This is a genomic window from Myxococcus eversor (genome assembly GCF_010894455.1).
GTDB classification, from domain to species: Bacteria; Myxococcota; Myxococcia; order Myxococcales; family Myxococcaceae; genus Myxococcus; species Myxococcus eversor.
In genome coordinates this window covers 68,300-92,774 of sequence record NZ_JAAIXY010000004.1, presented here as the reverse complement: position 1 = coordinate 92,774, position 24,475 = coordinate 68,300, and the positions used below count along the sequence as shown (strand labels likewise).

The 24,475-nt window shown below is 69.7% G+C and carries 19 protein-coding genes; 7 read left to right on the top strand and 12 right to left on the bottom strand.

Translation table 11 applies throughout. The features are described from left to right. Position 1: 1 nt before the first annotated feature. A complete protein-coding gene (locus G4D83_RS09830; protein WP_163864442.1) occupies positions 2 to 2,380 on the bottom strand; it encodes an FdhF/YdeP family oxidoreductase in 2,379 nt (792 codons plus the stop codon). A 234-nt stretch (positions 2,381 to 2,614) separates the two neighbouring features. Between G4D83_RS09830 and G4D83_RS09825 the strand changes: the two genes are divergently transcribed. The 5 genes from G4D83_RS09825 to G4D83_RS09805 all read left to right on the top strand — a co-directional run bounded on the left by G4D83_RS09825 (position 2,615) and on the right by G4D83_RS09805 (position 8,597). Further along, positions 2,615 to 3,799 carry a BON domain-containing protein gene (locus tag G4D83_RS09825; RefSeq protein WP_163864441.1) on the top strand — a complete coding sequence of 395 codons (1,185 nt, stop codon included), beginning with the start codon at positions 2,615 to 2,617 and terminating at the stop codon, positions 3,797 to 3,799. Between the two features lie 171 nt (positions 3,800 to 3,970). Continuing rightward, positions 3,971 to 5,626 carry a urocanate hydratase gene (gene hutU, locus G4D83_RS09820; RefSeq protein ID WP_163864440.1) on the top strand — a complete coding sequence of 552 codons (1,656 nt, stop codon included), beginning with the start codon at positions 3,971 to 3,973 and terminating at the stop codon, positions 5,624 to 5,626. Between the two features lie 14 nt (positions 5,627 to 5,640). Further along, entirely contained in the window at positions 5,641 to 6,381 is a 741-nt protein-coding gene (locus G4D83_RS09815; RefSeq protein ID WP_163864439.1) for a hypothetical protein, read from the top strand. A 4-nt stretch (positions 6,382 to 6,385) separates the two neighbouring features. Continuing rightward, positions 6,386 to 7,651, top strand: a complete 1,266-nt coding sequence (hutI, locus tag G4D83_RS09810) for an imidazolonepropionase (protein WP_163864438.1) — start codon at positions 6,386 to 6,388, stop codon at positions 7,649 to 7,651. An 88-nt stretch (positions 7,652 to 7,739) separates the two neighbouring features. Next, positions 7,740 to 8,597: a class II glutamine amidotransferase gene (locus G4D83_RS09805; protein ID WP_163864437.1), complete on the top strand. Its 858-nt coding sequence runs from the start codon at positions 7,740 to 7,742 to the stop codon at positions 8,595 to 8,597. Between the two features lie 3 nt (positions 8,598 to 8,600). On the opposite strand, the gene G4D83_RS45495 is transcribed toward G4D83_RS09805, so the two are convergent. The 9 genes from G4D83_RS45495 to tilS all read right to left on the bottom strand — a co-directional run bounded on the left by G4D83_RS45495 (position 8,601) and on the right by tilS (position 19,645). Beyond that, entirely contained in the window at positions 8,601 to 9,941 is a 1,341-nt protein-coding gene (locus tag G4D83_RS45495) for a hypothetical protein (protein WP_205522604.1), read from the bottom strand. A 27-nt stretch (positions 9,942 to 9,968) separates the two neighbouring features. Continuing rightward, positions 9,969 to 10,448 (bottom strand): tRNA (adenosine(37)-N6)-threonylcarbamoyltransferase complex ATPase subunit type 1 TsaE, encoded by a 480-nt coding sequence (tsaE, locus tag G4D83_RS09795; RefSeq protein ID WP_163864436.1) that lies wholly within the window; start codon positions 10,446 to 10,448, stop codon positions 9,969 to 9,971. Beyond that, positions 10,445 to 11,980 carry an NAD(P)H-hydrate dehydratase gene (locus G4D83_RS09790; protein ID WP_163864435.1) on the bottom strand — a complete coding sequence of 512 codons (1,536 nt, stop codon included), beginning with the start codon at positions 11,978 to 11,980 and terminating at the stop codon, positions 10,445 to 10,447. Before G4D83_RS09790 ends, tsaE begins: the two co-directional genes overlap by 4 nt. Positions 11,981 to 11,984: 4 nt before the next feature. Continuing rightward, positions 11,985 to 12,365, bottom strand: coding sequence for a holo-ACP synthase (gene acpS, locus G4D83_RS09785; RefSeq protein ID WP_163864434.1), 381 nt, complete (start codon positions 12,363 to 12,365; stop codon positions 11,985 to 11,987). Positions 12,366 to 12,371: 6 nt separating this feature from the next. Continuing rightward, positions 12,372 to 13,097 (bottom strand): pyridoxine 5'-phosphate synthase, encoded by a 726-nt coding sequence (locus G4D83_RS09780; protein WP_163864433.1) that lies wholly within the window; start codon positions 13,095 to 13,097, stop codon positions 12,372 to 12,374. Positions 13,098 to 13,205: 108 nt separating this feature from the next. Further along, positions 13,206 to 14,600, bottom strand: coding sequence for a phosphoglucosamine mutase (gene glmM / locus G4D83_RS09775; protein ID WP_163864432.1), 1,395 nt, complete (start codon positions 14,598 to 14,600; stop codon positions 13,206 to 13,208). A 228-nt stretch (positions 14,601 to 14,828) separates the two neighbouring features. Beyond that, positions 14,829 to 16,067 carry a dihydropteroate synthase gene (folP, locus tag G4D83_RS09770; RefSeq protein ID WP_163864431.1) on the bottom strand — a complete coding sequence of 413 codons (1,239 nt, stop codon included), beginning with the start codon at positions 16,065 to 16,067 and terminating at the stop codon, positions 14,829 to 14,831. A 121-nt stretch (positions 16,068 to 16,188) separates the two neighbouring features. After that, positions 16,189 to 18,105, bottom strand: coding sequence for an ATP-dependent zinc metalloprotease FtsH (gene ftsH, locus G4D83_RS09765; protein ID WP_163864430.1), 1,917 nt, complete (start codon positions 18,103 to 18,105; stop codon positions 16,189 to 16,191). 178 nt (positions 18,106 to 18,283) lie between these two features. Next, positions 18,284 to 19,645, bottom strand: a complete 1,362-nt coding sequence (gene tilS, locus G4D83_RS09760; protein WP_163864429.1) for a tRNA lysidine(34) synthetase TilS — start codon at positions 19,643 to 19,645, stop codon at positions 18,284 to 18,286. Between the two features lie 453 nt (positions 19,646 to 20,098). Here tilS and G4D83_RS09755 point away from each other — a divergent pair, with 453 nt between their 5' ends. After that, positions 20,099 to 20,302, top strand: coding sequence for a TIGR04563 family protein (locus G4D83_RS09755; protein WP_163864428.1), 204 nt, complete (start codon positions 20,099 to 20,101; stop codon positions 20,300 to 20,302). A 7-nt stretch (positions 20,303 to 20,309) separates the two neighbouring features. Next, positions 20,310 to 20,600, top strand: coding sequence for a TIGR04563 family protein (locus tag G4D83_RS09750; RefSeq protein ID WP_163864427.1), 291 nt, complete (start codon positions 20,310 to 20,312; stop codon positions 20,598 to 20,600). 26 nt (positions 20,601 to 20,626) lie between these two features. On the opposite strand, the gene G4D83_RS09745 is transcribed toward G4D83_RS09750, so the two are convergent. Both G4D83_RS09745 and G4D83_RS09740 read right to left on the bottom strand, forming a co-directional pair. Beyond that, positions 20,627 to 21,478, bottom strand: a complete 852-nt coding sequence (locus G4D83_RS09745) for a 5'-nucleotidase C-terminal domain-containing protein (protein WP_163864426.1) — start codon at positions 21,476 to 21,478, stop codon at positions 20,627 to 20,629. Continuing rightward, entirely contained in the window at positions 21,478 to 24,462 is a 2,985-nt protein-coding gene (locus G4D83_RS09740; protein ID WP_163864425.1) for a TonB-dependent receptor plug domain-containing protein, read from the bottom strand. Before G4D83_RS09740 ends, G4D83_RS09745 begins: the two co-directional genes overlap by 1 nt. Positions 24,463 to 24,475 lie beyond the last annotated feature (13 nt).

Below are 24,475 nucleotides of genomic sequence, written 5' to 3'. Positions count from 1 at the left end.
CTCATGAAGTCGAACCCTCTGCCAGGGCTGGCGCGTCCACGGACGGCGCCACGGTGATGACCACGGACTTCGACGCGGGGGTGCGACTCTTCTCGGCGTAGCTGTCCACCGGCACCAACACGTTCGTCTCGGGGAAGTACGTCGCCGCGCACCGGCGCGGAATGTTGTACGGCACCACCACGAACCTCCGGGCCACGCGCTTCTCGTCCCGGAAGTGGCTCGTCAGGTCCACCACCTGTCCCTCGGTGAGCCCGCGCTCCTGGATGTCCTTCGGGTGCATCAGCACGACGCGCCGCCCACCGCGAATGCCTCGATAACGGTCATCCAGGCCATACACCGTGGTGTTGAACTGGTCATGCGTCCGCAGCGTCATCATCAACAACTGCCCGGGCTCCAGTTCCTCGCGGGGCATCGCGTGCACCGTGAAGTGAGCCTTGCCGCTCGCCGTCGTGAAGCGCCCCTCGCGAGGCCCGTTCGGCAGGAAGAACCCCGCGGGCTCGCGGACGCGGCGATTGAAGTCGCCGAAGCCCGGGATGACTCGGGCAATCAAGTCCCGGACGCGGTCATAGTCCTCCACCAGCGACCGCCACGGCACCTTCGAGCGAGAGCCCAGCACCGCCGTGGCCAGCCGCGCGACGATGTCCGGCTCACTGAGCAGATGCTCGGAAGCCGGCGCCACCGCGCCGCGCGAGGCATGCACCACGCCCATCGAGTTCTCCACCGTGACGAACTGCGCCCCACCCACCTGCACATCCCGCTCGGTGCGACCCAGGCACGGGAGGATGAGGGCCCGGCGCCCGTGCACCAGATGCGCGCGGTTGAGCTTGGTGGACACATGCACGGTGAGGCGCGTGCGTCGCAGGGCCTTCGCGGTGAGCTCCGTGTCGGGCGTGGCCGACAGGAAGTTGCCGCCCATCGCGAAGAACACCCGGACCCGGCCTTCGTGCATGCCGTGGATGGTGTCCACCACGTCCAGGCCATGGTGACGCGGAGGCTCGAAGTCGAGCTCCCGGGCGAGCGCATCCAGGAACTCGGCCTTCGGCCGCTCCCAGATGCCCATGGTGCGGTCCCCCTGCACGTTGCTGTGGCCACGCACCGGACAGACGCCCGCGCCGGGCTTGCCGACGCTGCCTCGCAACAGCGTGAGGTTGACGATCTCCTGGATGTTGGCGACCGCATTGCGGTGCTGGGTGAGCCCCATGGCCCAGCAGAAGATGGTGCGCTCGGACCGGGCGAGCAGCTCCGCCGCCGCCAGAATCTGGGCGCGAGGCACACCGCTGCGCTCCACCACGTCATCCCAGCTCACCTCCGCGAGGTGGGCCGCGTACGCCTCGAACCCGAGCGTCCTGTCCTGGATGAACGAGCGCGCCACCACCGTGCCGGGCTTCTGGGCCTCCAAGTCCAACAGCGCCTTGCCCAGCCCCTGGAGCAGCGCCACGTCGCCGTTGATGCGCACCTGGAGGAACTGGGTGTTGAGCGCGGTGCCCGGGCCGATGAGCTGGAACACCTCCTGCGGATGCTTGAAGCGATTGAGGCCCGTCTCCGGCAGCGGGTTGATGCTGACGATTTCGCAGCCCCGGCGCGCGGCGGCCTGGAGCGTCGTCAGCATGCGCGGGTGGTTGGTGCCCGGGTTCTGCCCGATGACGAAGATGGCCTGCGCCTGGTCGAAGTCCTCCAGCGTGACAGTGCCCTTGCCGATGCCGAGTGTCTCGCTGAGCGCGGTGCCACTGGACTCGTGGCACATGTTCGAGCAGTCCGGCAGGTTGTTCGTGCCGAACTGCCTCACGAACAACTGGTACAGGAACGCGGCCTCGTTGCTGGTGCGCCCGGACGTGTAGAAGCACGCGGCGTCCGGCGTCTCCAGCGCGTTGAGTTCTTCCGCGACGAGCGCGAACGCTTCCTCCCACGAGATGGGCGTGTAGTGCGTGGCGCCCTCGCGGAGCACCATGGGGTGTGTGAGGCGGCCCTGCTTGCCCAGCCAGAAATCGGACTGGGAGCACAGCTCCGCCACGCTCCACTGGCGGAAGAAGTCGGGCGTCACGCGCTCCGTCGTCCCCTCCTCCGCCACCGCCTTGGCGCCGTTCTCACAGAACTCCGCCACCGAGCGATGTCCCGGGTCCGGCCACGCGCACCCCGGACAGTCGAAGCCGTCCTTCTGGTTGACCTTGAGCAGCAGGCGCGTGCCACGCACGGCCCCCATCTCGCCCCAGGCGTGCTTCATGGTGGAGATGACGGCGGGAATACCGCCAGCGACTTCGGACAGGAGGCCGACCAGGGGAGCCTTCGACTCCTCGGGTGGTTGGACGGGAGGAAGCAGCGGCGTCAGCGCCGAGGCCGATTCGCCCTGGGTCTCCTCTTCGTCCCGCTGTACTTCGGCCATGCCCCGCCCTCCGGATGCCATGCGGACGTCCGCCCGACCGTGGCGCGCCCGAGTCTACCGCTCCCGGGCCTCGCGGGTACGTCTGCTCGACGCCGCTCCTTCCCGGACCTCATTCCCGCCCGGCCCGCGCCCGGACAGCCAACGGGGCAAGGCCGCGTTGCCAGCACCGCGCGCGGTCAAAACCCTCTGGAGACAGGGACCAAGGGCGAGCCGATACGCAAGGAGACGCAAGTCATGAGCAGGCGCCATGAGGACTCCGGCAGGCGAGGCGGAGAGCGACCCGGTCGAGGGGCGGCACCCCACGACGAGCATCAGGGGAGACACCCCCCGGGCAGAGGACAGGACGACCCGCGAGGCCCACCCCGTCATGAGCACCACGAGCACCATGCGAGGCCGGGCCGCGACTCCCACCGCTCCGACTGGGATGGGCGCCGCGACTACGAGCACCCCTCGAGGGACTTCGCTCGCGACCTCGACAACCGCTCGATGCGGGGGGACCGGGACACGCTCGACTACGAAATCGACCGGGACTTCAGTGACGCCGCGAGGGAGCTGGACAAGGCCCGCGAGTACGGCCCGGATTACGACCGCGAGCGCGAGCTGGACCGCCGTGCCCGACTCCTCGACCCGGAGCGCATCGCCCGGCGACCGGGCTTCAGCCCCAGCGGCACCTTCCGCGCCCTGGATGAGGGCGCCGAGAGAGACCCGCGCATCGGTCGGACCGACGAGCGGCTTCGACGAAAGAGCCCCTCAGAGGAGAGCAGCCGCCCCGGTCCTCGTGGAGCGCCACCCATCGCCCATCGCCAGGGGGCCGTGGGACGGGGACATTCGCGCTACGAACCGCGCGGCTCGGATTCGTGGGACGAGCCCGAGGCGTGGATGGATGAGATGCGGGAGCTGCGGCCTCGCGACCGGCCCGCCGAAGCGGACGTGCGACTGGGCGGCACCCAACCTTCGGGCCATGGACCGGGCATCGAGAACATGGCCCCGCCCCAGTTGGGATTCTCCACGAGCATGTCGCGCGGCGATGACCATGACATGGGCCATGGAGGCTTCCTCGGTGGCGGCTACCGCCCCCGTACCGCGTCACCTCCCACGGGCAAGGGCCCTCGGGGCTACCAACGTGGGGACGACCGCATCCGCGCGGACATCTGCGACCAGTTGATGCGCGCGTGGATGGACTCCTCCGACGTGGACGTCCAGGTGGAGGGCGGCGTGGTGACGCTGCTCGGCCGAGTGCGAGGCCGCGACGAGAAGCGCGCCATCGAGGACGTCTCCGAGGCCGTGCTCGGCGTGAAGGAGGTCCTCAACCACCTGCGACTGAACCGGAGCGAGGGGGCGCGGCCCCCACCCGCGTCCCAGGAGCCGCTCAACCCATCCGAGCAGACCTCGGACGAGGACGGCTCGCTGCACTCCTGATGTGGGCTCGGCCTTCCGCGTCATGAATCGGGGCCCGTCCTCCCCTGGGGGCGGGCCTTTCGGGCCTCCAGCGGACAGTGGGGCATGGGGCCTCACGGTGCTGTCCCCGCGCCGCGCGGGTTCGGCTAGTGTGCCGGGCCTTTCCGCCAGCCACACCTCAGGAGCCTGTTCATGTCCCGCGTCATCCGCGCCCCCCGTGGTTCCACCCTCTCGTGCAAGGGATGGGTCCAGGAGGCCGCGCTCCGGATGTTGATGAACAACCTCGACCCGGATGTCGCCGAGCGCCCCGAGGACCTCGTCGTCTACGGCGGTACCGGCAAGGCCGCTCGCGACTGGCCGTCCTTCGACCGCATCGTCTCCAGCCTGCAGAACCTCTCCGACGAGGAGACGCTGCTCGTCCAGTCCGGCAAGCCCGTGGGCATCTTCCGCACGCACCCGGACGCGCCGCGCGTGCTCATCGCCAACTCCAACCTCGTGGGCCGCTGGGCCAACTGGGAGCACTTCAACGAGTTGGAGAAGAAGGGCCTGATGATGTACGGCCAGATGACGGCCGGCTCGTGGATCTACATCGGCACCCAGGGAATCCTCCAGGGCACCTACGAGACGTTCGCCGCCGCCGGCCGCTTCCACTACGGCACCGAGGACCTCGCCGGCCGCCTCATCCTCTCCGGAGGCCTGGGCGGAATGGGCGGCGCGCAGCCCTTGGCCGCCACCATGAACAACGCCGTCTTCCTCGGCGTGGAGATCGACCCGTGGCGCGCCCAGCGCCGCGTGGAGACGCGCTACCTGGACGTGGTGGCCAAGGACCTGGACGAGGCGCTGGCCCTGGCGAAGGACGCGCAGCAGAAGCGCGTGGGCCGCTCCATCGGCATCATCGGCAACGCGGCGACGGTGTTCCGCGAGCTGTACCGCCGGGGAATCAAGCCGGACTTCGTCACGGACCAGACGAGCGCGCATGACCCGCTCAACGGCTACATCCCCACGGACCTGTCGCTGGAGGCCGCCGCCGAGCTGCGCACCCGCGACCCCGAGGGCTACGTGCGCCGCGCCCGCGAGTCGATGATTCAGCACGTGGAGGCGATGAACGACTTCCAGCGCGCCGGCAGCCACGTGTTCGACTACGGCAACAACCTGCGCGGCCAGGCGCAGCTCGGGGGCATGGAGAACGCCTTCGAGTTCCCCGGCTTCGTGCCCGCGTACATCCGCCCGCTGTTCTGCGAGGGCATGGGCCCGTTCCGCTGGGTGGCGCTGTCCGGAGACCCGGAGGACATCCGCCGCACGGACCAGGTGGTGCGCGAGCTGTTCCCGCAGAAGGCGTCGCTCCAGCGCTGGCTGAACATGGCGGAGCAGCGCGTGGCGTTCCAGGGCCTGCCGGCGCGCATCTGCTGGCTGGGCTACGGCGAACGCGCGAAGGCGGGCCTCGCGTTCAACGAACTGGTGCGCAAGGGCGAGGTGAAGGCGCCCATCGTCATCGGCCGAGACCACCTGGACTGCGGCTCGGTGGCGTCGCCCAACCGCGAGACGGAGGCGATGAAGGACGGCACGGACGCGGTGGCGGACTGGCCCATCCTCAACGCGCTGGTGAACGCGGTGAACGGCGCGTCGTGGGTGTCCTTCCACCACGGCGGCGGCGTGGGCATGGGGTACTCGCTGCACGCGGGCCAGGTCATCGTCGCGGACGGCACGGCGGAGGCCGCGCGCCGCATCGAACGCGTGCTCACCAGCGACCCCGGCATGGGCGTGCTGCGCCACGCGGACGCGGGCTACCCGGAGGCCATTGAAGTCGCCAAGGAGCGAGGCGTGAAGATTCCGGGCATCACCGTGTAGCCTCCGGAGTCGCCATGGCCTACCGCGCGCACTCGAGAGTCGTCCTGTTCCTGGCCCTGGCTCTCGGGGCGCTCGCGGGGTGTGCCCCGACGGCCGTCGGGCCCATGGTCATGCGCCTGGGCCCGGGGTCCGCCGAGCACCGCATCCTCCAGGCCGGCATCCGCTCCGGCCCCCGGCTCAGCGCGCCCATCGCCGGGACGCAGGTGTCCATCAACACCGAGGACCGCTTCCGGGGCGACGACTCCAGCTTCTCCACGCAGCAGTGGGGGCTCGCGTTCGATGCCGCCATGACGTGGCCCCTCACCGAGCGGCTGCACCTGCACACCGGCATCCAGGGCGAGATGTTCCTCCCGCTGCCCCTGCCCGGCTACGGCGTGTACGCGGGCGCGTCCTACTACCTCGGCTCGGCGCAGCTCGGTGTGGCGCCCTCGCTCGCGCTGCGCGGGGCCACCGACTTCGGCATCACCACGAGCCGGGGCGGCCCGGGCACCATGGGCGGCGCGGAGGCGACGTGCGCCTTCAGCTTCTCGCCCGAGCAAGGCGTGTCCGTGGGGCTGGTGCCCTTCATCGCGGTGCACACGCTCGCGTCCCACGGCTCGAGCCAGGGCTCGCTGTATTACGGCGGCGTCGTGGCCGCCCGGTTCAATTGGAGCTGGCTGGAATCGCTGGAGCTGTCCGGCGGGTTCGGTCGGGCGCTGGTGGGCAAGAGCGCCAGCTGGAACGTTCCCATCGTCGGCGTACGCGGAGGTCGTTGAAGCAATGCAAGCGCTGGAGCTGCTGGTCCGCAACACGTCCGAGGTCCTCACCCTGGAAGGCACGCACCGCGAGCCCGCGGAAGCCGCGCTCACGCCGAAGCCCGGCGCGTGCGTGGGCGTGCGCGAGGGACGCATCGCCTTCGTGGGTCCGGAGTCGGAGCTGCCCTCGGGCGCCGTGGGCCCCGACACACAGGTGCTGGATGCGGAGGGCGGCTTCGTGGGCCCGGGCTTCGTGGACCCGCACACGCACCTGGTGTTCGCTGGCGAGCGCTCCGCGGAGTTCGACCTGCGCAACCAGGGCGCCACCTATCTGGAAATAGCCAAGGCGGGCGGCGGAATCGTCAGCACCGTGCGCGCCACCCGCGCCGCCAGCGAGGACGAGCTGGTGCGCCTGGCCCTGCCCCGCGTCCAGCGCCTGTTGGAGCAGGGCGTGACGGTGGCCGAGGTGAAGAGCGGCTACGGGCTGGATTTGGAGAACGAGCTGAAGATGCTGCGCGCGGTGCGCAGGCTGGGCGCGCTGACGCCCGTGGAATTGGTGCCCACGCTGCTGTGCGCGCACGCCCTTCCCCAGGAGTACCGGGAGCGCCGCGAGGACTACGTCCGCCTCTGCATCGAGGAGATTCTCCCGGCCGTCGCCCGCGAGGGCCTGGCGCGTTTCTGCGACGTCTTCGTCGAGGACAGCGCCTTCACCGTCGACGAGGCCCGCCGCATCCTCACCACCGGCCGCGCACTGGGGCTCGTTCCGCGCCTGCACGCGGACCAGCTCACCGCCCGGGGCGCTTCAGAACTCGCCGCCGAGCTGGGCGCCGCCACCGCCGACCACCTGGAGCAAGTCACCGACGCCGGCATGCGCGCCCTCGCCGACGCCAACGTCACCGCCGTGCTCGTACCCACCTCCACGCTCTTCCTGCGCATGCGCCCCTACGCGCCGGGACGTCGACTGCGTGACGCGGGCCTCAACATCGCTTTGGGTACCAACGTGAATCCAGGCTCGGCCATGAGTGAAAACACGGCCTTGGCGCTGGGACTGGCGTGTCTGGAGAACGGGTTGAGCGCGGCGGAGGCCTACTGGGCGGCGACACGCGGCGCCGCGCTCTCATTGGGACTGCAACAACATGGTCGGCTGGCTGTGGGTGATGCAGGCGACCTGGTGCTGTTCAGTTGTGCGTCTTTCCGCCATCTGCCCTACCATTTAGGCGTAGGGCACGCGCGCACGGTCGTCAAAGCCGGGCGTGTCGTGGTCAAGCAGGCGCTGAATTCCTGCGGGTGAAGCGACGTTGTCTGGTGACACGTGCGTCGCACGGGAGGGCAGGAGAACTTCCCGTCGGGGCCGGCCGTTATAAGTACCCATTGCAGCCATGTGCCGACTATTTGGATTCAGATCGTCAGTGCCTTCCGCCGTCCACCCTTCGTTGGTGACGGAGAAGAACTCGCTCCTCATCCAGTCGCGCGAGCACAAGGATGGGTGGGGAATCGCCGCGTACGGCGCGGAGGCGCTCCCGCAGGTGGCCCACGGTGTGGGCCCCGCGCACAGTGACCCTGACTTCGAGCGGGTGAGCAGCCGTGTGTCCTCACACACGGTGGTGGCGCACATCCGGCTCGCGTCGGTGGGCGCTGTGGAGCTGCGCAACTCCCACCCCTTCCAGCATGGCCGGTGGACCTTCGTTCACAACGGCACGGTGCGGGAATTCGCGAAGCACAGCGCGAGGATTGAAGAGCTCATCTGTCCCACGCTGCGCGCGGGCATCCAGGGCACCACGGACAGCGAGCGCTGCTTCTACGTCTTCCTGACCCGGCTGGCCGCCCGGTATCCCATCGCGCATGCGGTCCCCGTGGAGGGCGTCGCCCGAGCGCTCGCGGAGACGATGAGCCTGGTGTCAGCCATCACCGACGAGCCGCTGGTGCAGCCGCGCTCCGCGATGAACTTCCTCGCCACGGATGGCGAGGTGATGGTGGCGTCGCGGCGCAACCGCACCCTCTTCATCAACACCGGTGGCGCGAGCTGCTCGACGGGCGCGCTGCCCGAGGTGGGCACGCGGCTGGAGCAGCTCATCGTCTCCAGTGAGTCGCTGTGCGGTGGGCCGTACTGGACGCCCGTCAACGAGGAGGACGTCATCGGCGTGGACGCCGGGCTCGTCTTCCATCGCTGGCGGGTGCCGGAGCTGGCGGGGGACGTTCAGCCCCCCACGCCCGGCCCCACGCGTCACGCTGCCTGAGCGTCAGGGCACCACGGGAGGCTGGAGCTCGCGCAGCGCGGGCACCAGCTTCTCGCGCAGGGCCACGACGCGCTCGAACAACCAGAAGCCGAAGGGTTGGATGTGCTCGGGCGCCGTTGGCTCGTCGGGCAGCTCGGGTTCGAGCTCGCCGAAGGAGTGGATGCCGTACTCCCCTTCTGGCGTCTGGGAGCGCCGGTCGAAGAGGAAGCTCGCGCCGTCGTGCCAGCCGCCATGGAAGACGAGGGCTAGTGAGAGGCCCGGCACGGGCTCATCGAGGTTCTCCGCCAGCTCCTCCACGTTGTACTCGTCGGCGTTGATTTCGAGCACGCACTGTCCGCCACCGCTGACGTTGCCGCTCAGGTGCGTCGTCTCGCCGTTCGCGTGCGCGACGACCCAGGTCGCGGTGCCGTAGCGCCGCGTGAAGTAGTCGAAGGAGGAGCCCGTGGCGTCGACGGCTTCGGGCCTCGTCCATCGCCCGAAGCGCTTCTCGTGCATGGAGCGGAAGAAGGTGCCGCCGTGCCCCATGCGCTCCAGCCGCGCACGGTCTTGCTCGGGGTCGATGAGCTCGATGACGAAATGTCCCTCCGGCAGCTTGTGGTGCAGCTCGGTGAGCAGGGCCACCGCGGCATCCACGGCCTCGCGTGCCGTGTCGGGCCGAGCCGCGCTCGACAGCTCCACCTTCGGCGACTGGGACGGGGGCGCCGGATTCACATGCTTCGCTTGCGGCGTCGAGCACGTGAAGGCGGTCAGTTCCTCCTGCTCCAGCGCGAAGAGCCGCTGCTCCGCCGCGACGAGCGCCTCGTCACGCGTCTGGAACGGGGTGCGCTCCTCATGGGACGTCTTCTCCAGCCCAGCGACGCGCACGGAGACGGCGTGAAGCTCCGCCCCGTCGACGCTCACCGTCTCGGAGCGAATCAGTCCAGGCTGCGTCGAGCGCAGCTCGCGCCGCACCAACCTGTCGGACGACACGTTCCAGCCCAGGCCGGCGTGGAAGCCGAGCCGGCCATAGTGGCTCACCAGGCCGTCGATATCGGACAGGCGCACCCTCGCCTGGGCCACGCGCCCGCCCAGCGTTCCCCGCGTACAGATGGCGCTGTCCTCGTAGACCGCGAGGTCCACGAACAGTCCATCGAGCCGCTGAACGAGGAAGTGCCGCTGGCGCGCCACGGACGGAGCTGGAACGACGTTGAACTCGAACAGCGTCTCCCGACTCCAGATTTGAAGCCGGTACTCGCTGTCGAAGAACCAGCACTCCTCGGGCACGTCGAGCACGCGCGCGCGGTCCCCAGGCGCGACGGGCCGGTTGCGATTGAGTTCGCGAAGCGCCGCGTAGCTACGTCCCATGCGCCACTCCTCCGCGGTGCGTGGACATCAAGGCAGCCACGCCGTCAGCAGCGCCACCGAGCGGGCGCCGAAGGCCTCGGCCTTGAGCGAGCGCGCATCCCCACCGGCGTGGGCCAGGGTGACGCGCAGGTGCTCGGTGGGCGCGGCCTCGGGCACGCGGTCCAACCACTCCACCAGCACCGCGCCCTCTCCGCCCACCAGGTCCATGAACCCCGTGGCGTAGAGGTCATCGTAGCCCGTCAGGCGGTACAGGTCCGCGTGGTAGAGCGGAATCCTTCCCGAGTACGGGTACACAATCGCGAACGTGGGGCTGGCCACTTCGGAGCGAGGGACGTGCGCGCCCTCGGCGACTCCGCGCACCAGGTGCGTCTTGCCCGCGCCCAGGTCCCCAATCAGGCCCACGAAGTCGCCCGGCTCCAAGAGCCCGCCCAGCTTCACGCCGAGCCGATGCGTCTCCTCGGGTGAAGCCAGCGTCAACGTCCGCGTCACCAGCTCGCCGTCACTCATCGACCCCACCTCACCCACAGCTCGCAGAGCCCCTGTTCAATGAGGTCCCCCGCCACCAGGCCCAGTTGTCCACGCCTGGCCGCGGCCAGGTCGCCCGCGAAGCCATGGGCATATACCGCCGTCCAGATGGCATCCGGCACGGGGAGGGCCTGTGCCAGCAGGGCGCCGCACACCCCGGACAGCACGTCCCCGGAGCCTCCCGTGGCCATGCCCGGGTTGCCGGTGGTGTTGATGAAGACGCGTCCATCCGCGTGCGCCGTCAGCGTCCGGTCCCCCTTGAGCACCACCGTCACGCCCAATCCCGAAGCGAGTCGACTCACGACCTCCAGTCGCTTGGATTGGACCTCCCGGGTCGACTTGCCCGTCAGCCGCGCCATCTCGCCGGGGTGCGGGGTGAGGACCACCGGCCCCTTCGCGCGGCGCAGCACGGACAGGTCCTCGGCCACGGCGTTGAGCGCGTCCGCGTCCAGGACGACCGGAATCTCCAGGCGCGACACCAGCTCGCCGATGAGCGCGCCGGTACCCGGACCGCGAGGAATGCCCGGGCCCATCACCAGCGCGTCCTTGCCCTCGGCGGCGGCGAGCAGCGCGTCCAGGTCACCCATTCCCAAAGGCCCGGCGGCCTCCAAGGGGATGCCCATGATTTCAGCGGAGTGCGACTGCACGGACTCCAGCGCGTCGCTCCGCGTGGCCACCGTGACGAGCCCCGCGCCGCTGCGCAGCGCCGCCTTCGACACCAGGGCCGCGGCGCCCGTCTTGCCCCGGCTGCCCGCGACGACGAGGACATGGCCGTACGTGCCCTTGTGCGTGTCCGCCTTGCGCACCGGCAGCGTGTCGCGCGCGTCCGACTCCTCCACCACGAAGAGCTCGGCGCCCGAGACTTCGCGAGACGACGCGCCGCCCATGCCGATGTCCACCCGCCGCACGCGTCCGCACAGCGTCGCGCCGGGCTCCAGCACCTGGCCCGGCTTGAGGAAGCCGAAGGCCACCGTGGCATCCGCCTCCACGCAGGGCGAGAAGGGCTCGCCCGTGTCGCTCTGGAGGCCGGAGGGCACGTCCGCCGCGACGACCTTCGCACCCGCGCGCCGCCAGCGATGGATGGCGGAGATGGCCTCCGCGAAGGCCGCCGCCGGAGCCCGGCTCAGTCCGGTGCCGAACAGCGCGTCCACCACCACGTCACCGGAGCCGGGCTGCTCCAACGACTCCACGGCGCGCGCCACCCCACCAAAGCCCCGCAGGGCCTCCAGGTTGCGCTTCGCCTCGGGCGTCAGCTTCGCGGGGTCGCCCACCAGCGTCACCGACACCTTGGCGCCTCCCTCGATGAGGAAGCGCGCCGCCACCAGGCCATCCCCACCGTTGTTGCCCGGCCCGCACACCACCACGAAACGTCCACCGGGCCCGGCCAGCTCGCGAGCCACCTCCGCGAGTCCCCTCCCCGCGTTCTCCATCAGCAGCGCGGAGGGCATGCCGTGGCGCTGCTCGGCGGCCTCTTCGGCCTGACGCATCTGGGCGGCGGTGAGGACGCGCAACATGGATTCACTCCCCTTTCGTCTGGAGGACCACCGTGGCGGCGGCCACGTCTGCATCGTGGGTGAGCGCGAGGAACGCCTCCAACCCTCGCGCCTCCATCACTTCGAGCGCCACGCCGGAGAGGGCGAAGTACGGCGCCCCCCCGTCCCGGCGCACTTCCATGTCCTTCCAGCGGATGCCCTTGGGCGCGCCCAGCGCCTTCACCAGTGCCTCCTTCGCCGCGAAGCGCGCGGCATAGGCGCTGGCGGCGTCATGGCGCTGGCCACACAGGGCCCGCTCCGCCTCGGTGTAGACGCGGTTCAGGAACGGCTCCGCGCGAGGTCCATCCATGATGCGCTGGATGCGGGAGATGGAGCAGATGTCCAGGCCCAGGCCCCGGATTCCCATGGCGCGCTATCCCGGGTTGCGCATCAGGTCGAGCATCTCCCGCACCGCGCGGTCGAAGCCCACCAGCACCGCGCGCGCGACGATGGCGTGGCCGATGTTCAGCTCGTCGATTTCGGCGATGCGCGCGATGGGCTGCACGTTGTCGTAGTTGAGCCCGTGGCCCGCGGCCACGCCCAGCCCCAGCTTCGTGCCCGCCTTGGCCGCGTCGACGATGCGCGCCAGCTCCCGCGCGCGCTCCTTCTCGTTGCGCGCCTCGCAGTAGCGCCCCGTGTGCAGCTCGATGCGGTCCGCGTTCACCTTGTGCGACGCGCGCACCTGGTCCAGGTCCGGGTCGATGAACAGCGAGACGGTGATTTCGCCGTCCTTGAGGTTCTTGATGATCTTCGCGACGTGCTCGCGCTGGCCGGCGACCTCCAGGCCGCCCTCCGTCGTGAGCTCCTCGCGGCGCTCCGGCACCAACGTCACCACGTCCGGCTTGTGCTCGTAGGCGATCTTCACCATCTCCGTGGTGGCCGCCATCTCGAGGTTCAGCAGCGTCTGCGTCGTCTCCCGCAGGATGCGCAAGTCGCGGTCCTGGATGTGGCGCCGGTCCTCACGCAGGTGGATGGTGATTTGCCGCGCGCCCGCCAGCTCCGCCATCGCCGCGGCCGTCACGGGGTCCGGATAGGTGGTGCGCCGCGCCTGCCGCAGCGTCGCCACATGGTCCACGTTGACACCCAGTCGCTGTCCCATCGACCGCACCTCGCTTGATGCGCGGTCCCGGGATTGTCGGGGGCCCCGGCACGCGCTGGCCCCTCTAATCGCGGCCAGCGTCCGGAAGTCAACCGCCGTGAACGACGACTAGCGATTGCACGCCTTGGCGAGGGCGTCGGCGATGTCCTTCGCGTAGGCCTCGTTGCGAGCGGCGTCCTCGCCCTCGATGAGGACGCGGGCCTTGGGCTCGGTGCCGGAGAAGCGCACCAGCACGCGGCCGGAGTTGCCGAGCTTCTGCTCCACGGACTTGATGACCTTCATCACGTCCGGCATCTCGCCCAGCTCCTTCTTCTGCTTCACCACCACGTTGACCAGCGTCTGGGGCACCGGCTCGAAGATGGAGGACAGCTCGCTCAGGGGCTTGCCCGCGCGGCACATCACCGCGAGCAGTTGGAGCGCCGCCAGCGTGCCGTCACCCGTCGTGGTGTGGTCCAGGAAGATGAGGTGGCCGCTCTGCTCGCCGCCCAGGTTGTAGCCGTTGCGGCGCATCTCCTCGACGACGTAGCGGTCACCCACGCGCGTGCGAGCCACCTTCACGCCCCAGCGCGCCACCGCGCGCTCCAGGCCGATGTTGCTCATCACCGTGGAGACCAGGACCTTCTTCTTCAGCTGCTTGCGAGCCATCAGCTCGCCGGTGCAGATGGCCATGATGGCGTCGCCATCCACGACCTTGCCCTTCTCGTCCACGACGATGAGGCGGTCGGCGTCGCCGTCCAGGCCGATGCCCAGGTGGGCGCCGTGCTTGATGACGGTGCGCGCCAGGTTCTCCGGGAACAGCGCGCCACACTTGTGGTTGATGTTCTTGCCGTCCGGCGCCACGCCCAGGCTGATGACCTTGGCGCCCAGCTCCTCCAGCACCGCGGGCGCCGTCTTGTAGGCCGCGCCGTGGGCGCAGTCGACGACGATGGTCAGACCCTCCAGCGTCAGCTCGCGCGGGAAGGTCGCCTTGAGGAACACGATGTAGCGACCCCGGGCGTCCTCCATGCGGAACGCGCGGCCAATCTTCGTCGCGGTGGGGCGGATGGAGTCGATGGCACCCGTGGAGAGCAGCTCTTCAATCTTGCCCTCCGTCTCGTCCGGCAGCTTGAAGCCATCGCGCCAGAAGAACTTGATGCCGTTGTCCTCATACGGATTGTGGGACGCGGAGATGACGGCGCCGGCGTCGGCGCGCATCGACGTGGTGAGGTTGGAGATGCCCGGCGTCGGCAGCGGACCGACGAGCTCCACGTCGACCCCCATGGACGTGAGGCCCGCGGCGAGCGCCTGCTCCAGCATGTAGCCGGACAGTCGCGTGTCCTTGCCCACGATGACGCGGTGCCGGTGCGGCCCGTTGCGGATGAGGAACGCGAGTGCCCGCCCGAGCTGCATCGCCACTTCCGCTGTCATCGGGTAGACGTTCGCCTTGCCGCGAACACCGTCCGTGCCGAACAGCTTCTGTGTCGTGCGCTCCTCCTTCGGAGGCATGTTCATCCTGTACGCCATGGTGCCGCTCCACCTTTCCCACGCCGGGCCTGTGCCGGTCTCTCGACGTCGGGGCTTATACCCCGCCCACCGCCGGGGCTCGAAGGTAGGGTCCCAACGCTCCCCTGGCAACGGCCCGGCCTTGCAGGCTCTATCACCCTTGAACAAGGGTGCGAAAACGATACCAAGCCCCGCCTCGACGACCCAGACCGCGCGGGCCCTTCCGCGTGGCCCGGCGTCCACGGACGCTCAGCGGCCGAGCAGGATGCCCCCATCCCGAGCGGAGCGGATGGCATCGGCGACGGCGAGCGCATCGCGCGTCTCGGCCACATCGTGTACCCGGACGACGTCCGCCCCACCCAGCACGGCCATCGCCGCCACGGAGCCCAGCGTCGCCGCCAGTCGCTCGCCCGCCGGCTTCCCGCCCGTCAGGGCCCCCAGGAAGCCCTTGCGACTGGTGCCGACCAGCAGGGGCAGCGCCGACACGCGCAGCTCTCCCAGCCGCCGCAGCAGGTAGAGGTTGTGGTCGAACGTCTTGCCGAAGCCAATCCCCGGGTCCAGCAGGATGCGCTCGCGCGCGATGCCCGCCGAGGTCGCCAGCGTCACGGACGCGTCGAGGAAGTCGAGCACCTCATCCACCAGGTCCTCGTACCGAGGGGCCTGCTGCATGGTGTCCGGCGTCCCCCGGATGTGCATCAGACAACAGGCGGCGTTGGCCTCGGCCACCGCGCCGGCCAGCTCCGGGTCCGAGCGGAAGCCGGTGATGTCGTTGACCAGGTGGGCGCCCGCCTTCAACACCGCGCGCGCCACGGCCGCCTTCGTCGTGTCCACCGAGAGGGGCACGGAGGTGCGCGCGCGCAGGCCCTCGATGACGGGCAGCACGCGAGCCACCTCCTCTTCGGCGGTGACAGGCTGGGAGCCGGGGCGCGTGGACTCGCCGCCCACGTCCAGCAGGTCCGCGCCCGCGTCCGCCAGGGCGAGGCCGTGTGAGATGGCCGCCTCCGCGCTCAGGAAGCGCCCTCCGTCGGAGAAGCTGTCCGGCGTCACGTTGACCACGCCCATGACGTAGGTGCGCGAGCCCCACTCGAACGTCCGCTCGCCCAGCACCATCCTCCCAGGCGCCTTCCCCGCCTCCAGGGCCCGCTCCAGTGCGCCCGCCAGCTCCGTGAGCGCCCCGCCCTCCGCGCGCGCCAGGGCGACGAGCCGCTCGAATTGCTCGCGGCGACCCGACAGCAGCCCCGCCCCCGGCCGTGAGCGCGCGTCTCCGGAGACCCACGAGGGATGTTCCTCTCGGCCCGGCACGAGCGCCCGCTCGGGCAGCGCATGGAGGAAGGTGCCCACGTCCTTCGTCACGCCCGTGAGCAAAAGCTGCGCGTGCGGCAGCTTCTCCAGCAGGTACTCGCGCGCGGGCGTCGGCAGGCCCATGCGTCGGAAGGCCAACGTCAGGTCCTCGGGACGGTCGGCGCTGATGGGGCGGGCACGAATCATGGGAAGTGACTCCAGGGCACCGCGCCACCCTACCCCGTGCGCCGAGCGCCCAGCCCCCGCAAAGCAGAAGGCCCTCCCCGACTTCGGGAAGGGCCTTCAGGACTTCAGGACAGCGGCGGGGCTACGCCTTGTTCGGCTCCATCTTCGGCAGCCCGTCGAGGGCGTCGAGGATCTTCCGCTTGTCCTTCTTCTCCGTCGCCTTCGGGGGCGCATTCACGCGCGGGGGCGGGCGCTCACGGGTGAGCTGTCCACCCTGCAGGAGGATGTTCACGTCCTCGGCGTCGAGCGTCTCGTACTCCACCAGGGCGTCGGAGACGCGGTGGAGCGCGTCCAGGTGCTCCGTCAGCGCCTGCTTGCCGCGCTCGTAGCAACCCACCACGATGCTGCGAACCTCGGAGTCGATCTGCCGCGCGGTGTCCTCGGAGTAGTCCTTGGACGAGTTGAAGTCGCGGCCCAGGAACACCTCGCCGTCGCTCTTGCCGAACGCCAGGGGCCCCAGCTTCTCGCTCATGCCCCAGCGGCACACCATGGCGCGCGCCGTCTCGGTGGCCCGCTCGATGTCGTTCGCCGCGCCGCTGCTCATCTCGTTGAAGAGCAGCTCCTCGGCGATGCGGCCACCCATGGCCATGGCGATCTGGTCCAGCATCTGCTTCTTGTACCCGTTGACCTTGTCCTCGGTGGGCAGGCTCCAGGTGACGCCGAGCGCCTGACCGCGCGGGATGATGGTGACCTTGTGGAGCGGGTCGCACCCTGGCAGCAGCTTGGCGAGCAGCGCGTGCCCCGCCTCGTGCACCGCGGTGTTCTTCTTCTCCTTCTCGGTCATGATCATCGACCGGCGCTCAGGACCCATGAAGACCTTGTCCTTGGCGGCCTCGAAGTCGCTCAGGTCCACGCGCTCCTTGTTCTGCCGCGCGGCCATCAGCGCCGACTCGTTCACCAGGTTCTCCAGGTCCGCGCCCGTCATGCCCGGCGTACCGCGAGCGATGACCTCCAGGTCCACTTCCGGCGCCAGCGGCACGCGGCGGGTGTGCACCTTCAGCACGCCCAGGCGGCCCTTCAGGTCGGGACGCGGCACCACGATGCGGCGGTCGAAGCGACCCGGACGCTGCAGCGCGGGGTCCAACACGTCCGGACGGTTCGTCGCGGCGATGAGGATGACGCCGTCGTTGGACTCGAAGCCGTCCATCTCCACGAGGAGCTGGTTGAGCGTCTGCTCACGCTCGTCATGTCCACCGCCCAGACCGGCGCCACGGTGACGACCCACGGCATCGATTTCGTCGATGAAGATGATGCAGGGGGCGTTCTTCTTGCCCTGCTCGAAGAGGTCGCGCACGCGACTGGCGCCGACGCCCACGAACATCTCCACGAAGTCCGAGCCGGAGATGGAGAAGAACGGCACGCCCGCCTCGCCGGCCACGGCCCGCGCGAGCAGCGTCTTGCCCGTTCCCGGGGGGCCCATCATCAGCACGCCCTTCGGGATGCGACCGCCCAGCTTGGTGAACTTCTTGGGGTCCTTCAGGAAGGCGACGATCTCCTCCAGCTCTTCCTTGCACTCGTCCACACCGGCCACGTCAGCGAAGGTGACCTTGTTGTGGCTCTCGCTCAGGAGCTTGGCCTTCGACTTCCCGAAGGTCATCGCCTTGCCGCTGCCACCCTGGAGCTGGCGCATGAAGAAGATGAAGAAGAGGAACAGGAAGACGACCGGCATCCACTGACCGAGGATGGTCAGCCAGAGGCTGTTCTGCTCCTCCCGCTCGTACTTGACGTCCACTCCGTTGTTGCGGAGCTGGTTCAGCATGGCCGCGTCCGGCGCCGGTCCCGTCGTGCGGAACTTCTCGCTCGTGTCGACGAACTTGCCGGAGTAGGTGTTGCCCTTGACCGCCACTTCCTTGACCTTCTTCTCCTCTACCTTCGTCAGCAGTTGCGTGAACGAAGGCTCCTGGACCTGGTCGTTGCCCTGGGAGAAGAAGTTGTAGAAGGCGACGAAGAGGACGATCAGGATGACCCAGAGCCCGATGGTCTTGTAAGTCGAACGCACGTGTCAGCTGCCCTTTCGGTACTCGGCGGGATGAGGGCCGCGCCGGGAGAAACCCAGCCTTTTCAATCGTTTGCCCGACACCAGGCGAGCTCCCCTGTCGTCGGACCGTATCAGCAACAGCAAAAAGCCCTCAACTATTTAGGGGGCGCGGCCAACCCCCGACAACACTCATTCCACTCTATAACGAAGGGGTCCGCTGAATGCTCGGACCCACGGGTGTCGCCCACAGGTAGTGTCCGGAAACATCCGCCCTGGGGGGCGGCGCCCACAACCCTGGAAGCCACATCACGGTGCCCGAGGCGTCCAACACCACCGGCCGCGCATCTCTCGACTCCGCGGGCACTCGAAGATCCACCAACACATCCTGAAGCCGCCGTTGTCCCGCGCCCATCCGGACCTTGTCCCCGGGCTTGCGTGTCCGCACGGTGAGCGGCCAGTTCACGTCCTCCGCCAGCGACAGTCCATGGACCCCCTCGGGCGGCGCCTGTGTCTCCACGCGAAAGGACCACCCCGTGCCTTCCAACACGCCCGAGGCCCCCGCGCCTTCCAGGAACAGCGCTGAAACGGGCCGCGTCTCTTGAGTCAGCGGCACGCAGCGCACCCGCCCGCCCGTCGCGCGCAGTCGCAGTCCACGCCCCACCGTCGCGGAGCCGCCCTCCTCCACCGCGCCCAGCACGCGCTCCACCGTGGCCGCGTCCGTCACCACGTCATGCTCGGCCAGCAGCCGGGCGAGCACCCTGCGCCGCAGCGGCACCTCCAGCGCGCGCACCGCCACCGCGTCCAGGCCGCCGCCTTCCGGCAGCCACACGCGCCTCCAGGCCGCGTCCGCCAGCTCGCTCAGCAGCGCGTCGTCCTCCGCCGAAAGCCGCGCGAAGGACGCCAATCGCGCGTCCACGCGGAAGCCCGCGGCGCGGGACAGGGCCGGCAGGGCGTCCTTCCGGACCCGGACGCGGAAGAACGTCGGGTCGGCGTTCATCGCATCTGTCGAATATCCGACGCCCTGCTCCGCCAGGAAGTCCACCAGCTCCTCGCGGGTGCGCTCCAGCAGCGGCCGGACGAGCCCGGGACGCGCTTCGTGGATGCCCACCGCGCCTCGCGACGACGCGCCGCGGGCCAGGCGCATCAGCAGCGTCTCCGCCTGGTCGGTGGCCGAGTGGGCCGTCGCGACCGCCGACAAGCCGCGCTCCACGCGCACCGCCTCCAGCGCCGCGTAGCGCGCCTGTCTCGCCCGCGCCTCCACGCCCGCGCCGGACCGCAGCGACAGCTCGCGCACGTGACACGCGAAACCCAGCCGCTCGGCGAGCGACACCACCAACTGCGTTTCCGCTCGAGATTCAGGCCGCAGGCCGTGGTCCACCGTGGCGACCTCCACGCGCAGCCCCAGGCGCTCTCGCACGCTCGCCGTGCCGACGAGCAGGGCCACCGAGTCCGCGCCTCCAGAGACGGCGCACAGCACGGAGCGGCCCTCCAGCCCCAGGCGCGTGTACGCGTCCAGCAGCGTCCTCGTCAGCAGCCGTGTCATGGGTCCAGTGCGTGACATCTGACAGGTGGAATGGAGTGTCGGGTAACAGGGTTACAGAGGCGCGTGCGGTTGAAGGCAGGGGGGCTGGTTCTTATGATCGTCACACCGGATGGGCGCCGACTCGGAAGAGGAAATATGCGCGGCCCCCGGGGTTGTTGAGGGGACGGTCGAATTTTCAAGGTGTTGGGCCTAGGGGTCCCCCCCCTCCCCCTCTGGGCCCACGGGTCCGCTGGGAGATCCACTCCCGGCGGTCCCTCTTTCCGAGACGCCCCGGTCCTCTTGTCTAGAGGGCCGGGGCGTTTCCTTTTTCGCGCACAGTTGGATACGTCAGGCTTGACTGAACGTGCCCGGGCGAGGACCCAGCGAGCGCGGAATGAGTCCTCCGAAACCGTTGACCCTCTTGGGCGTCTGTCGGATAACGGCCCCGGTGTGTTCAGGTCGTCACCTCGAATCCGCCCCGGAGACTCAAGTATGGCAGGCACCGACAAGCGCAAGCAGTCGCTGTACTTCCCCGAGGAGATGTTGAAGGAGATTCAGGAGGAAGCGACCCGACAGGACCGCTCCCTCTCCTGGGTCGTGCAGCAGGCGTGGAAGATCGCCCGCGAGCGCATCAAGGGGTTCCCCGCCGTTAACGACGTGACTGGCGACGAGCGCCAGGACCCGCGCGAGGAGTAGCGCAGGCATGGCCACCACCGACCACCGCAAACAAAGCCTCTACTTCCCCGAGGACATGCTGGAGGAGATCCAGCGCGAAGCGACGCGACAGGACCGCTCGCTCTCGTGGATTGTCCAGCAGGCGTGGAAGGTCGCGCGTGCGGAGATTCGGAAGATGCCGTCGGTCAACGACGTGCTCAATGCGCCTCCGCCTCCTCGGCCCGCCACCGTCACGGCGAGCCCTCCGGTGGCGGCGGCGCCAGCGACCCCACCGAGCATGGTGGCGGCCGCTCCGAACCCGGACGAGCCCAAGTCCTGAAGGGCCCCGCGAGCGGCCCCCGGCACTCACCTGCCGGCGGGCCTCGCGGGCAGTGCGCAGTTCTCGAAGATGACGCGCGGCTCCTCGGAGAGCGCCTGGACGGGCGTGGGGTACTTCTCCCGCATGTACGCCGAGGCGATGTTCGCGTCGGTGCCGCCCAGCTTTCGCGCCTGCACCGGGTTCCGGGCGGGGTCCTGACCGGCATTGCCGAACACCGTGTCGTAGCCGTCGCCGCCCTCGAGCAGGAAGCTGGGCATGGCCACGCGGTAGCGGATGGTCGTGTCCTCGCGCGCCGGCAGCGGGATGGCCTGCCCCCCCACCGTCAGCGCCCGAACGCGCTCGCCCCTGGGGCGCGAGCAGTCCACGCGCACCGACGTCCCCGCTGACACGTGGAGGAACGCGCCGGAGGGCGAGGCGATGGACTGCCCCTCCAGGTACAGCGCGCCCACGCTGTTCTCCATCATCTCCACCACCTCGCGCTCGGTGAGGTCCACGGTGACGATGAGGTTCTCGAAGAGGATGACCTCGTGGAGCACGCCGTCGGTGAGCGGCCCCTTGCGCAGCGACATGCGCGTGTAGCAGAGGCCCTCCGTGCGCAGGGAGCCGCCGTTGACGACGCCCAGCACGGCGGGCCGCGCGGAGCCGTCCTCGGCATGGAGGAACGCGTCGGCGACCACCTGGGCCAGCGCGTTGTTGTCATGCCGGGTGAACGGCTTGTCCAACTGGACGTCCGCTGCCAGGTAGCCGACGACGGCATCCGGGTCCGAGACGAGCGGCTGGCACGAGTCGTTGTAGGAGATGCACCCGGAGAGCGGCGACGCCAGGGCGCACGCGAGGGCGGCAAGTACGGACTTGGACTTGGACTTGGGGAGCGGCATCAGAAGTGGGCCCTCACGGTGAGGTAGCCGGACATGCCTTCGCGCGGGAGGCTGTTGGTGACGCGGTCCGGACGGGGCACGTCGTCGCGAAGGTCGTGGTCGAAGACGTTGTGCGCCACCAGCGACACCTCCCAGATGTCGGCGATGGGCTCGCTGCGAATCTGCGCGGTGATGAGGCTGTAGGCGGGAATCTTGTAGCGGCGGACCAGCTCCAGCACGGAGCGGCTGTTGTTGCGTCGCTCCGCGCCCGTGCGCACCACCACGTCGAAGTTCACCCACGCGCCAATGGGCATGGACACGCCCGCGTTGAAGCGGGCCTGCGGCGTGTCGGTGAGCAGGCGGGACTGCGACGGCAGCTCCATGTCCTGCGCGCGGGAGATGCTCGCGTTGATCCAGGCGTTGGCGCGCTTGGAGGCCTCCAGGCGGGCCTCGCCCTCGATGCCGTACACGCGCACGCCCAGCTCGCGGTTGCGCAGCGGGACGATGTTGCCGGACGTGTCCACCGGGACGATGGGCGAGTCGAACAGCTCCAGGTACGCGTTGGCGCGCAGCCGCACGCGGGCCTCGCCGGCGGACTGGATGAGGTCGGCGCCCAGTTCGAAGGTGTCCACCGTGGAGGGCTGCAGGCGCGGGTTTCCCTCGAAGCGGCCCTGGTTGTAGTCCGTGTCGGGGATGCGCTCGACCAGCTCCTGGAGCGTGGGGGCGCGGAAGGCGCGGCCATACAGGGCCTTGAGCACCAGCGCGTCCGTGGCGGAGAACACCAGGCCCACGCGGGGATTGATGCTGGGCACGAAGCTGGTGCCGGTGATGGTGCCCGAGCCGTCCACGGTGGGAAGCTGCGTGGCGTCCACGCGCACACCGAACGTGAGCGTCAGCGGGTTGACGACGGTCCACTGGTCCTGCGCGAAGAAGCCCACGATGAGCCGTTTGGACACGGCGCCGTCGGCGAGTCCCAAGAGGTCCGTGAGGCCCTCGGGCGCGGTGAAGCCTTCTGGACGCACGCGCGCGTCCAGCGTGTAGTTGGTCTCGTAGTTGTAGTCGCCCAGCGACTGCTGCTCCACCAGCGCGCCCAGCGACAGGCGGTTGTTGGCCGACAGCGCGATGTCCGCGTCCACGCCGCCGGTGAGCGAGCGCACGGAGATGCTCGTCCGCTCCCGCAGGCCCTCGGCGAAGAGCTGGTTGGCCTCGGTCCCCGTCCGGAAGTTCTTGGGGGTGATTTGAAAGAGGCGGTCGGTGGACTGTTGATCGAACCCGGCGCGCGCGCGCAGCAGCACCGAGGTGCCGATGGAGCGCTCCCAATGGACGTCCGCCATGAGGACGTTCCACTTCAACTCGGAGTCCTCGGCCACGGTGTCGAAGAGGCCCATCAGCGCGGTGCGGTTCTCGGTGAGGAAGCGCACCGAGGCGCCCAGCCGGCCCGCGTCGCCCATCGCATACGTCGCGCCGCCGCCCAGGTTGAGCAGGAAGCGGTCATCGCGCGTCTTGCCGGCCGGGTCCTCCACGGCGCGGAGCCCCTGGGAGATGGCCTCGTCATCCAGGCCATCGTTGTCGATGACGTTCGAGTCGCCTGACTGGCTCCACACATCCGCGTCGGCGAAGAGGCGCAGGTCACCGAAGGTCTCTCCGGCCGATGCGTGCCCGTTGACGGTGATGGCCAGACGGTCGTCCTTCTCCGGGAAGCCTCCGGCGGAGACGGCCGTGCGCACGCCATCCGAGGTGTCGGTGACGATGTTGACCACGCCCAGGAACGCTCCCGCGCCGTAGAGCGCGGAGCCCGGGCCACGGATGACTTCGATGCGCTCCAGGTTCTCCACCGGCAGGTTCATCAGCGCCTTGCCGTCGAAGAAGTTGTTGAGGCGGTGGCCGTTGAGGAGGAACAGCACTTCGGCGTCGTTGCGGATGCCGCGCACCGCCGTGCGGTGGAAGCCCTGCACGTCGCGGCTGACGGTGAGGCCGGGCACCACGTCCAGCACGTCGGCGACGGTGCGGGCACCCAGCGCGCTGATCTGCTCGCGGCCGAACGAGGCGGCGATGGCGGGCACCTTCCGGACCTTCTCCTCGTGACGCGTGGCCAGCGCCAGGGTGTCCTCGGCGCTGTAGAGGGCCATGTCCTCCTCCAGCTCCGAGCGCATCACCGCGGAGGCCGCGCTCTCGCGCGTCGCGGACGACTCCCGCGAGGAAGCCGAATCGCGCGTCGAGGTCTCCCGGGACGACTCGCGGGAAGCGACGGGCTCGCGAACGGGTGCATCCCGCGTCGTCACCGCATCTCGCGGAGGTGGCTCTCGCGTCGCCCGTGGGCTCTCGCGCGTCGTGGGCTCTCGCGTGGGAGTCGCCGTCTCGCGTGAGGTCGTCGTGGTGCCTCGCGTCGGGGGCGGAGGCTCGCGCGACGGCGGCGGGGTGCGGGTGTCTCGCGTCGCGGTCCTGGGCGGAGGAACGTCCGAGGGCAGATCCGCGGTCAGGGCCGCCATCGAGTCATCGGAGGCGCTGTTCGTGGGCGGCGGCGCCTTGGTGCGCTCGGGCGGCGGGGTCCGGGTGGGGGGCCGCTCGTCGGCGGAGATGGAGACGGGCGGCTCCGAGGGGCCGGGCCGGCTCGCCGTCGTGGAGACCTCTCCGGCCACGAACACACGGGCGGGCCGCGCGGCGGTCTGGAAGATGGGGATGCGCTCACCGTCGGCGGTGAGGCCCTCGACGTAGTACTCGACGCCTGGCGGGACCATGTGCTCGGCGGGGATGACGCCGCGGTAGAGGTCGCCGTACTGGCGCTCCATCAGCACGCGGGCGAAGGGCTCACCCGGGCCGCGGTAGCGGACGTACATCTCCAGGATGCGGCTTCCCTCCACGAGCGTGCCGTCCAGCCGCAGAGGCAGGTTGGCCTCGGCCTTGGTCGGAGCGGAGTGAAGAAGTGAAGGCTCCTCGGCACGGACAGGTACCGCCAGGAAGAGCACGAAGCTGAGGAGGGTCGCGCGCGCGAGTGTGTTCTTCAAGCTGAAGGGGATG